A 10,327-nucleotide genomic window follows, 5' to 3' on the forward strand; every position below is an offset into this window, starting at 1 on the left:
TATCAGCGGGCGCAGCCACGCTTCGTCGCGATAGGCGGCCACGCGCGCGGCGCGCGCGACGACCTGTGCGTCGTCGGTCGTGAACGCACGATCGGCTGCGTATGGAACGGCACCCGCGTGGAGCGCCGCGACCTGCTGCGCGGCCTCGGTCAGCGCGTCGTGCGCGAACGCGACATACGCGGCGTCTTCCGCGAGCGTGATGGCCGGATCGCTGAAGTCGAGCCACAGCCGCCTCGGCGCGAAGTAGCCGTTGTTCGTCGCGGCCAGCGCAAGCAGCGCGGCCGGCCCGAGTTCGGGCAGCACGTCGAGTTCGCGCACGCGAAACGGCGAATCCGCCAGCGCTTGCGCATACGCGTCGCGTCGCGCCGAGAAGTCGCGGCGGCCGGCGAACCGGTCGAGCGTATACACCCCATACGCGCTGGATCCCGAGTGCACGTCGCCTTCCTCCGGTTCGTCCGCGATGCGCGCGAGTTCGGCTTGCAGCGCCGGCGACGGCAGGGTGTCGAGGCAGGGCAACTCCTCCAGCGCGCGTTTCCACTCGCCGGCCGGGATATCGCGGAACAGTTCGAGCGCGGCATCGGCGTCGACCAGCGGCACGAGTCCGAGCGCATCGATTTGCCCATGCAGCCAGCGCGCGAATTCGGCACGCGGGTCGTCGAACGCCTGGTCGCGCACCATGATCTCGTGCTCGACACGGCGCAGTGCCGGCCAGACCGCGCCGAGCGTGTGCGCGTCGAGCGTCGACAGGTCGATCGGCGTGCCGGTGAAGCGTGGATGGTCGGCGCGGCCGGCCAGGCGCGCGACGAGCAGCGCGGCGAGGTCTCGATCAGGCATGTGCGGCCTCCTGGTCGGCAGCGCATGAGTGCGATGCTCGGACGTCGACGCGGCCGGCCGCTTCGCTCCGACACCATTTACTCATCTGTACTTGTCGGGCGGCGCGGATCGTGCCGTCGGCGGCGGATGCCTGTTCGATCGTGTACTGCATGGTCTGACTCCGGCAGTGAAAACTGTGCGGACGCACAGTATTGCACCCCAATTGACGTAGCCACGCGAAAGCCCGTGCGACGGGCGTTCCGGGCCGATCCGGCCATGCGGCGCAAGGCTCCCGGCCGTCCGGTCATTTCATAAGACGTACAGTTTTCTCGCGATACGCGATGCGCGCCGAACTGTACTCTTGTTCGCGTGGTCGATGTGTGTACTCGCCGCCAACTGTTCTGCTCTTAAGATTCCATCATCAAGTGCACAGTGCCGCAGATCCAGTTCTACCGGAACCCTGTTGGCGCATCTTCAAGAGAGAGCCAGTGCGATGGAAAAGGCAAAACCGGAGGGAAAGATCAGGAATCACGACGGCCCGGTCGGCGGGCAAAACACGTGCGTGTCGGACGCAAACGGCAGGGCGGCGCGGCTGCGCGCGCCGGCGGGAGACGCGCGATGAAACTCTATGAAAAACTCGCGGACGACATCGAGCGCCTGATCCGCCAGGGCGTATATCGACACGGCGACCGGATTCCGTCGGTGCGGCAGGCGAGCCAGCAGCACCGGATCAGCATCACGACCGTGCTGCATGCGTATCTGCTGCTGGAAAGCCGCGGGCTGCTCGAAAGCCGGCCGCAGTCGGGCTATTTCGTGAACCTGCGGCGCGACGACAGCCATGCGCCGGTGCGCGAGCTGCGGCCGTCGAAGCCGATCGCGATCTCGTCGTCGGTCGACGTGAGCCGGCTGGTGCTGTCGACGCTGCGCTCGATCGGCACCGACGACGCGGTGCCGCTCGGTTCGCCGTATCCGGACCCGAGCCTGTTTCCGTTCGAGAAGCTGAACCGCTATGCGTATGCGGCCGGTCGCGACAAGTCGCTGTGGGGCGTGACGGACGGGCTGCCGCCTGGCCATCCGCGGCTGATCCGGCAGATTGCACGCCGCTACCTGGAAAACGGGATGTCGGTGGACCCGAACGAGATCATCGTGACGGTCGGCGCGACGGAGGCGATCAACCTGTGTTTGCAAGCCGTTGCAAAGCCGGGTGACACAATCGCGGTGGAATCGCCGACGTTCTACGCGATGCTGCACGCGATCGAGCGGATGGGGATGAAGGCGATCGAGGTGGCGACGCATCCGGAATACGGGATCGACATCGCCGCGCTGGCCGCGATCGCGAAGTCGCAGCCGATCGCCGCGTGCATGGTGATGCCGAACTTCCAGAACCCGCTCGGCTTCCAGATGCCTGACGAGCGCAAGCGCGAGCTGGTCGAGTTCGCGACGAGGGCCGGGATGCCGCTGATCGAGAACGGCGTGTACAACGAACTGTATTTCGGCGATGCGCATCCGAGTTCGTTGAAGTCGTATGACCGCAACGGGATTGTGCTGCACTGTTCGTCGTTCTCGAAGAGCCTGACGGCCGCGTACCGGATCGGCTGGGCGCTGCCGGGCCGCTATCGTGACAAGGTCGAGAAGCTGAAATTCCTGAACACGCTCGCGACGCCGTCGTTGCCGCAGCTCGCGATCGCGGAGTTTCTCGAACGCGACGGCTACGAGCATCACCTGCGTCGCCTGCGCAAGGCCTACGCGCAGCAGGCGAACCTGATGCGCGCGATGGTGTCGCGGTTCTTCCCGGAAGGCACGCGCATCTCGAGCCCGGCGGGCGGGTACGTGCTGTGGGTCGAGCTGCCCGCGCAGGTCGACGCGATGCGGCTGTACCAGCTCGCGCTGGAGCAGGGGATCACGATCGGGCCCGGCTACATGTTCTCGATCACGGACAGCTACCGGAATTTCATTCGGCTGAACTACAGCAGCCCGTGGTCGCCGGAGATCGAGCAGGCCGTGATCACGGTCGGCAAGCTCGCCTCGGCGTGCATGCGGTGAGCGGGCGCGGGCGATATCTCGCGTTTCGACGACGAAGCCGGCCTTGTGCCGGCTTTTTTCTTGCTGCGGCCCATGCTGCCGTCGCGTTCCCCGCCGTCACGCGCGCCGCTCGAGATACTCGCAAAGAAACTCGATGAACACCCGCACCTTCGCCGACAGGTTGAGCCGCTCCGGATACACCGCGTAGATATCCGACGGCGGCAGCGACCAGTCCGCGAGCACGCGCGTCAGTGCGCCCGAATCGATGAACGGTTGCGCGTCCCACTCGGACCGCACCAGCACGCCATGCCCGTCGATTGCCCAGCGCAGCGTCGCTTCGCCGTCGTTGCTGCTCATCACGCCATGCACCTTGACGAGTTCGTGGCGCTTGCCTTTCGTGAAGTGCCATGTGCCGTACGCGGTGTCGTTCTCGCGCAGCACGATGCAGCGGTGGCCGCGCAGGTCGCCGGGTACCTTGGGTACACCGTTCGCTTTCAGATAGGCGGGCGACGCGCAGACGAAACGCCGGTTCGCCGCGAGCTTGCGGCCCACCACGCGCTGGTCGGGCAACTCGCCGAACCGGATCCCCACGTCGTACGCGAGCTCGGCGAGGTTCATCGGGCGGTCGGTGAGTTCGAGCTGGATCTCGACTTCCGGATGACGTTCGCGGAACGCGGACAGTGCGGGCACGATGTGGCGGCGCCCGAAGCCGAAGGTCGCGTTGACCTTGAGCAGGCCTTGTGGCTGGTTGCGGCTGCTCGATACCGTGCGCTCGAGTTCGTGCACCTGCTCGAGCAGCTTCGAGCCGGTCGCGAGATACACCTCGCCCTCGTTGGTCATCGCCAGCCGCCGCGTGGTGCGGTTCAGCAGCTTCACGCCGAGGCGCCGCTCGATCTGGTTGAGCCGTGCGCTGACGGCCGGCGGCGTGACGCCGAGGTCGCGCGCGAGCGCCGACAGGCTGCCGTGCGTGACGAGCCGCGCGAAGAATTCCAGGTCTGCGATCGGATCCATCTTAAAGTTTCATTTAATAATGGGTTAAGCTGCGCCTCATTTTAAGGCGTCACCCTCCAAATTACACTTGCCGAAACGTCCGCACCGGGGCGTTTTCGCAACAAGGAGGGGGAAACGATGGGACAGACGCTTTACCGGAAGATCGTGGCGAGCCACACGGTATCCCGCGTCGACGCGCAGCACGTCGTGCTGTACGCCGACCTGCACATCATGAACGAGTACACGAGCCCGCAGGCGTTCGCCGGGCTCGCGGAGCGGAACCTGCCGGTGCGCTGCCCGGAAAAACAGATGGGCATCGTCGATCACGTGATTCCGACGCATCCCGTTCCGGTCGGCCAGCGCACGATCGTCATCGACGCGGCGGCCAGCCAGGCCGCGAATTTCACGCGCAACTGCCGCCAGCACGGCATCCACCTGTTCGACGTGCAGGACACCGAACAGGGGATCGAGCACGTCGTTGCGCCCGAGATCGGGCTGATCCGGCCCGGCATGGTCGTGCTGTGCGGCGACAGCCACACGACGACCTACGGTGCGCTGGGCGCGCTCGGCTTCGGCATCGGCACGTCGGAAGTCGAGCATGTGCTGGCGACGCAGACGCTGGTGTACCGCGTTGCGCGTGACATGCGCATCCGCGTGGACGGCGCGCTGCCGGCCGGCACCACGTCGAAGGATCTCGTGCTGTACATCATCTCGAAGATCGGCGCGCAGGGCGCGCGCGGCTTCGTCGTCGAGTACTGCGGGCCGGCGATCGACGCGCTGAGCGCCGAAGCGCGCATGACCCTGTGCAACATGACGGTCGAAGCCGGCGCGCGCGGCGCACTCATCGCGCCCGACGCGACGACGGTCGCCTACGTCCGCGACCGGATCCGCGATCTGCCGGCGGCCCGGATCGACGCCGCCGCCGCGCAGTGGACGCAACTGCAATCCGATGCCGACGCGCAATTCGACATCACGCATCGTTTCGATGCGGCGGACGTCGCGCCGTTCGTGACCTGGGGCACGAGCCCCGACCAGGCCATTGCGATCACCGCGCGCATTCCGGCGCTGTCGGCCGAGCCGCTCGAACGCGACAACGCGCGCAAGGCGCTCGACTACATGGGGCTCGATGCCGGGCAGCCGATCGATGGCCTGCACGTCGACCACGTGTTCATCGGCTCGTGCACGAACGCGCGCATCGAAGACCTGCGCGCCGTGGCGAACGTCGTGCGCGGCCGCACGGTCGCGCCGTCGGTGCGCGCGATGGTCGTGCCGGGGTCGGTCGCGGTGCGCGAGCAGGCCGAGCGCGAAGGCATCGCACGCACGCTGATCGACGCGGGTTTCGAATGGCGCCAGCCCGGCTGCTCGATGTGCCTCGCGATGAACGACGACGTCCTCGCGCCCGGCCAGCGCTGCGCGTCGACGACGAACCGCAATTTCGAGGGCCGCCAGGGACGTGGCGCCCGCACCCACCTGATGAGTCCGGCGATGGCCGCCGCCGCCGCGCTGGCCGGGCGCATCGTCGACGTACGCAAGGAGTTCGATCATGCGTGAGCACGCATCCGTCACCGGCATTGCCGCGCCGCTGCCGCTGAACAATCTCGATACCGACCAGATCATGCCGAAGCAGTTTCTGCTCGGCATCGACAAGTCGGGGCTCGCGCGCGGGGTGCTGTACGACCTCCGCCACGACGGTTCGGGCGCGCGGCGGCCGGACTTCGTATTGAACCGCAAGGAATATCAAGGGGCGCGCATTCTCGTGGCCGGCGCCAATTTCGGCTGCGGCTCCAGCCGCGAACACGCGGTGTGGGGCTTGCAGCAGGCGGGCTTCGACGCGGTGATCGCGCCGAGCTTCGGCGAGATCTTCTACTTCAACGCGCTGAACAACCGGCTGTTGCTGGTGATGCTCGATCCGGCCGTCGTGTCGACGCTCGTCGAACAGGCGCGCAACCCGGCTACGAGCACGCTGACGATCGACGTGCTGCGCCAGGTCGTCAGGACCGCAGACGGAAGCGAGTACCCGTTCGATCTGCCCGAGCGGCAGAAGCGCATGTTCGTCGACGGGCTGGACATGATCGGCATGACGCTCGCCGATCGCGACGCGATCGATGCGTTCGAGGCGCGCCATCACACGGCCAGCCCGTGGATGAAGATCGATTTGCCGAAGCAGCAGCGCGCGGTGTGACAGGGGCGCCTCGGCGCCCGCAGCACGGGGCCGGACGCGCACTGCGCGGTTTCGTCCGGCCCTGCCGATGTGCGAACTCAATACAAGAAACGGAGACATGACATGGAAGCTTCCCCCGTGCAGACGAGCCTGCCGCCGTCCACGCCGCTCGCGTGGCTGCTGAACCTGAAGATCGGCGGGATGCCGCTGCCGATGTTCGTCGCGATCGCGGCCGTCACGATCCTCGCGGCCGTGACGAAGCGGCTGCCGAACGACATGATCGGCGGCTTCGCGGTGCTGATGCTGTCCGGGCTGCTGCTCGGCGAGATCGGCCGGCGGATCCCGGTGTTCCGGCATATCGGCGGCCCCGCGATCCTGTGCCTGTTCGTGCCGTCGGCGCTGCTGGGCTATCGGCTGATGGACGACGCGACGCTCAAGGCGATCACGGTGACGATGAAGACGGCCAATCTTCAGTATCTCTACATCGCGTGCCTGGTTGCCGGGAGCATCCTCGGGATGAACCGGAAGATCCTGATCCAGGGCTTCCTCAAGATGTTCGTGCCGCTGCTCGTCGGCACCGCGGCTGCGATCGCGGCCGGGATCGTCGTGGGCCTCGCGTTCGGCTATGACCCGCAGCACACGTTCTTCTATATCGTGATGCCGATCCTCGGCGGCGGCATCGGCGAGGGCATCCTGCCGCTGTCGATCGGCTATTCGGAGATCACCGGCGCCGCGCAGGGCCACCTGATCGCGATGATGGTGCCGGCCGCGCTGATCGGCAATGTCGTCGCGATCCTCGCGAGCGGCATGCTGAAGCGCTTCGGCGAAAAGCACCGCCGCTACAGCGGCGACGGCCTGCTGGTGAAGACCGGCGAGGACCGCGAGCTGCTCGCCGCGCAGCAGGCCGAGGCCGAGCTGGACCTGCGGCTGATGGGATTCGGCCTGCTGCTGGCCTGCACGCTGTTCATTCTCGGCGGGTTGCTGGCGCCGCTCACGAGCATTCCGGGGCCGGTGCTGATGATCGTCGCGGCGGCCGTGCTGAAGGTGTGCCGCGCGATTCCCGAGTCGATGGAGATCGGCGCGTATCAGATGTACAAGTTCATGTCGACGAACCTGACGTTCGCGATCCTCGTCGGGCTCGGCACGCTGTTCGTGTCGTGGGACAAGCTCGTCGGCGCGTTCTCGCCTGGGTATTTCGTGATCTGCGCGTCGATCGTGATCGCGATGGTGGTCTCGGGCTTCTTCGTCGGCGCCGCGCTGAAGATGTATCCGGTCGAATCCGCGATCATCACCGCGTGCCATAGCGGGCTGGGCGGCACCGGCGACGTTGCGATCCTGTCGTCGTCGAACCGGATGGGGCTGATGCCGTTCGCGCAGATCTCGACGCGCATCGGCGGCGCCGCGATGGTCGTGTTCGCGACGATCGTGATGAAGTGGCTGCATTGACGGTCGCGGCCGCGCAATCGCGAAGTGTGCGAAGGTTCGTTCGTCGGCGCGGCGCCGCCCGAATCCGGCGTCGACCGGCGAACCTCCGGGTTGCTTCGAGCGTCAGCGATTGAGCTCCTCGAGCCGCACGCCATTGGTCCTCGGGCCGAACGCGCCGATGACGACGACCACGACGAGCATGAACACGGTGATCCCGGTGAACACGCCGGGCACGCCGAAGTCCTTCAGCAGCGCCGCGATGATGAAGCCCGACATCATCGCGCCGACGCGGCTGGCCGAATACGCGATGCCGCTCGCGCGGGAGCGCACCTCGGTCGGGAACAGCTCGCACTGGTACGCGTGATACGCGACGGAGATCGTCTGCCCGGCGAGGCTGATCAGCACGCCGAGCACGATGAGCGGCACGACGGTCCTGACCTGCGCGAACGCGAGGCCGCAGACGATCACGGCCAGCGCACCGCCGACGATCAGGTGCTTGCGCTGGATCCGGTCCGCATAGCGCATCGCGAGCAGCGGCCCGGCCGGCATTGCGAAAGCGATGACGAACGCATACAGCAGGCTCTTCGTGACGGTGATGCCCTGGCCGATCAACAGTGTCGGCACCCAGTTCGCGAATCCGTAGTAGCCGATGGCCTGGCAGAAGTTGAACGCGACGAGCATCAGCAGGCGGGCGCGATAGGGTGCGCGCCACAATGCCGCGAACGCCGCGCGGGGGACGTCGGGCGCCTCGCTCGCCGGTGCGGGCGGCGGCAGCGGCATGCCCGACTCACGCTCGGCGATCGCTTCCATCCGGCTCACGATCCGCTCGCTTCGTTCGGCATCGCCGTGCGCGGCCAGCCACCGCGGGCTTTCGGGCACCGCGCGGCGGATGAACCAGACGATCACGGCGCCGGCCGAACCGGCCAGCACCACGATGCGCCAGCCGTCGAGCCCGAACACCGTCGCGGGCACGAGCCACCACGACAGGATCGCCGCGACCGGCGCGGCGGCGAACATCACCACCTGGTTGAACGCGATCGCGCGGCCGCGCATCTGCTGCGGGACGAGTTCGGTCACGTAGGTGTCGATCGTGACGATCTCCAGCCCGACGCCGATGCCGGTGATGAAGCGCCACAACAGCACGCCTTCGGGCGTCGTCTGGCATGCCATGATGGCCGAGCCGATCGAGTACCACAGCAGCGAGTACGTGAAGACGGCGCGGCGCCCGTAGCGGTCCGGCATCCAGCCGAAGCCGAACGTGCCGACGAACAGCCCCGCGAAGGTCGCCGCGATGAAGGCGGCGATGCCGGTGAAGCCGAAGAAGGCCTGCGTGGTGGTCTGCAACAGGCCGCTTTTGGCCATGCCGGGGGCGATGTAGCCGGTGAAGATCAGGTCGTAGACTTCGAAGAAGCCGCCGAGGGAGATCAGCAGCACGAGCATCCACTGGTGCCGGGTGATCGGCAGCCGGTCCATGCGCGCGGAGATGTCCGCGCCGGCGCGGATGCCGGCGCGTACCTGCGGCGTATCGAGCGGGGCGCCGCCCGCGGTGACGGTCTGATGCATGTTGTCTCCTGATCCTCTGACGGGCGGCATGCTTCTTCGAGCTGCCTGCCTTGATAACGGTTATAGGCGCACGCGACGTGGACGGTGCGCCGAATTCACGGCGGCGCGCGACCGGGCCTGCATCGACGCCGGCAGGCCGTTGCCGGGCCGGCGTCTTCCGCCGCTCATGCGATCGCGTGGCGTTTCAGCCGTGCCAGCACTTCCTGCGTGTGCTCGCCGACGCGCGCGAGCGCCTGGCGCACGCCGGGCCGTCGTCCGCCCATCGTGATCGGCAGCAGCACGACATCGGTCGTGTGGCCGTCGTCGGTCTGCATCGGCACCAGTCCGCCGCTCGCTTTCAGGTGCGGATCGTCGAGCAGTTGCTCGGGACGGACGATCGGCGCATACGGAATGCCGGCCGCTTCGAGTTTCGGTGACAGCTCGGCGGCGCGATGGTCCTTCAGGATCGCGCCGAGCCGTTCGAGCAACCGTGGTCGCACGGCGACCCGCTGCGCGTTGGTGGCGAATTCCGGTTCGGCGGCGAGCCCGGGGCAGGCGAGCACGTCGCACAGCGTGACGAACTGCCGGTCGCTGACCGCGCCGATGAACAACTGTTCGCCATCCGCGAGCGTGAACACGTCGTAGACGCTCCACGCCGACACGCGCGCGGGCATCGGCGGCGGCGGTTCGTGCGTCATCGCGTATTGCTGCATGTGCTGCGCGCACAGGAACACGCAGTTCTCGAACAGCGCGCTCTGCACTTCCTGCCCACGTCCGGTGCGTTCGCGTTCGCGCAGCGCGGCGAGCACGCCAATCGCGCCGAACATGCCGCCCATGATGTCGTTGACCGACGTGCCGGCGCGCAGCGGCCGGCCGACCGGCCCGGTCATGTACGACAACCCGCCCATCATCTGCACGACTTCGTCGAGCGCGAGGCGCCGGTCGTACGGGCCGGGCAGGAACCCCTTGTGCGTCACGTAGACGAGCGCAGGGTAGCGGGCCGACAGCGTGTCGTAGTCGAGGCCGAGCGTCGCCATCAGGCCGGGGCGGAAATTCTCGAGCATCACGTCGCAGGTGCCGATCAGTTCGACGGCGGCCGCCTTGCCCTCGGGCGTATGGAGATCGAGCACGACGCTTTTCTTGTTGCGGTTGAACGAACGGAAGAAGCCGATGCCGAGGCCGGGAAGATTGCGCGTCTTGTCGCCGCCGGGCGGCTCGATCTTGATCACTTCGGCGCCGAGATCGGCGAGGATCATCCCGCACGTTGGCCCCATGACCATGTGCGTGAATTCGATGACGCGAATGCCGTCGAGTGGAAGTCGGGTGTCGTGGTTCATGATGGGTTCAGGCGGTGAGGGTGGCCGCGGCGGCGTG

General features: G+C 67.2%; 8 protein-coding genes and 1 pseudogene. 4 read left to right on the forward strand and 5 right to left on the reverse strand.

The features are described from left to right. Together G3N99_RS26610 and G3N99_RS26615 are read right to left on the reverse strand one after the other, a co-directional pair. Nucleotides 1-834: pseudogene (locus G3N99_RS26610) on the reverse strand (hypothetical protein); the annotation flags it as partial. Further along, entirely contained in the window at nt 827-985 is a 159-nt protein-coding gene (locus G3N99_RS26615; RefSeq protein ID WP_174984646.1) for a hypothetical protein, read from the reverse strand. The pseudogene G3N99_RS26610 and the gene G3N99_RS26615, both read right to left, overlap by 8 nt. A gap of 446 nt (nt 986-1,431) precedes the next feature. Here G3N99_RS26615 and G3N99_RS26620 point away from each other — a divergent pair, with 446 nt between their 5' ends. Then, a complete protein-coding gene (locus G3N99_RS26620) occupies nt 1,432-2,856 on the forward strand; it encodes a PLP-dependent aminotransferase family protein (RefSeq protein WP_206123876.1) in 1,425 nt (474 codons plus the stop codon). Between the two features lie 96 nt (nt 2,857-2,952). Here the strand turns inward: G3N99_RS26620 and G3N99_RS26625 are convergent, their stop codons facing one another. Beyond that, the gene (locus G3N99_RS26625; protein ID WP_174984643.1) at nt 2,953-3,846 is read right to left on the reverse strand and encodes a LysR family transcriptional regulator; all 894 of its coding nucleotides are present in this window, start codon (nt 3,844-3,846) and stop codon (nt 2,953-2,955) included. Between the two features lie 117 nt (nt 3,847-3,963). Here G3N99_RS26625 and leuC point away from each other — a divergent pair, with 117 nt between their 5' ends. From leuC to G3N99_RS26640, 3 genes are all read left to right on the forward strand, one after another. After that, nucleotides 3,964-5,376 (forward strand): 3-isopropylmalate dehydratase large subunit, encoded by a 1,413-nt coding sequence (gene leuC / locus G3N99_RS26630; protein ID WP_206123877.1) that lies wholly within the window; start codon nt 3,964-3,966, stop codon nt 5,374-5,376. After that, nucleotides 5,369-6,007 (forward strand): 3-isopropylmalate dehydratase small subunit, encoded by a 639-nt coding sequence (gene leuD, locus G3N99_RS26635; protein ID WP_206123878.1) that lies wholly within the window; start codon nt 5,369-5,371, stop codon nt 6,005-6,007. The genes leuC and leuD overlap by 8 nt, the downstream gene beginning before the upstream one ends. Nucleotides 6,008-6,109: 102 nt before the next feature. Further along, entirely contained in the window at nt 6,110-7,432 is a 1,323-nt protein-coding gene (locus G3N99_RS26640) for a 2-hydroxycarboxylate transporter family protein (protein WP_206123879.1), read from the forward strand. 102 nt (nt 7,433-7,534) lie between these two features. Here G3N99_RS26640 and G3N99_RS26645 read toward each other — a convergent pair whose 3' ends face one another. Continuing rightward, the gene (locus G3N99_RS26645; protein ID WP_206123880.1) at nt 7,535-8,974 is read right to left on the reverse strand and encodes an MFS transporter; all 1,440 of its coding nucleotides are present in this window, start codon (nt 8,972-8,974) and stop codon (nt 7,535-7,537) included. 164 nt (nt 8,975-9,138) lie between these two features. Further along, nucleotides 9,139-10,290 carry a CaiB/BaiF CoA-transferase family protein gene (locus G3N99_RS26650; RefSeq protein ID WP_206123881.1) on the reverse strand — a complete coding sequence of 384 codons (1,152 nt, stop codon included), beginning with the start codon at nt 10,288-10,290 and terminating at the stop codon, nt 9,139-9,141. Between the last annotated feature and the right edge of the window lie 37 nt (nt 10,291-10,327).

It is taken from the genome of Burkholderia sp. Ac-20392, assembly GCF_017104585.1.
GTDB classification, from domain to species: Bacteria; Pseudomonadota; Gammaproteobacteria; order Burkholderiales; family Burkholderiaceae; genus Burkholderia; species Burkholderia lata.

Coding starts and splice junctions, on each gene's coding strand:
- G3N99_RS26615 (WP_174984646.1), bottom strand. CDS start 985: ATGCAGTACACGATCGAACAGGCATCCGCCGCCGACGGCACGATCCGC.
- G3N99_RS26625 (WP_174984643.1), bottom strand. CDS start 3,846: ATGGATCCGATCGCAGACCTGGAATTCTTCGCGCGGCTCGTCACGCAC.
- G3N99_RS26620 (WP_206123876.1), top strand. CDS start 1,432: ATGAAACTCTATGAAAAACTCGCGGACGACATCGAGCGCCTGATCCGC.
- G3N99_RS26640 (WP_206123879.1), top strand. CDS start 6,110: ATGGAAGCTTCCCCCGTGCAGACGAGCCTGCCGCCGTCCACGCCGCTC.
- leuD (WP_206123878.1), top strand. CDS start 5,369: ATGCGTGAGCACGCATCCGTCACCGGCATTGCCGCGCCGCTGCCGCTG.
- G3N99_RS26645 (WP_206123880.1), bottom strand. CDS start 8,974: ATGCATCAGACCGTCACCGCGGGCGGCGCCCCGCTCGATACGCCGCAG.
- G3N99_RS26650 (WP_206123881.1), bottom strand. CDS start 10,290: ATGAACCACGACACCCGACTTCCACTCGACGGCATTCGCGTCATCGAA.
- leuC (WP_206123877.1), top strand. CDS start 3,964: ATGGGACAGACGCTTTACCGGAAGATCGTGGCGAGCCACACGGTATCC.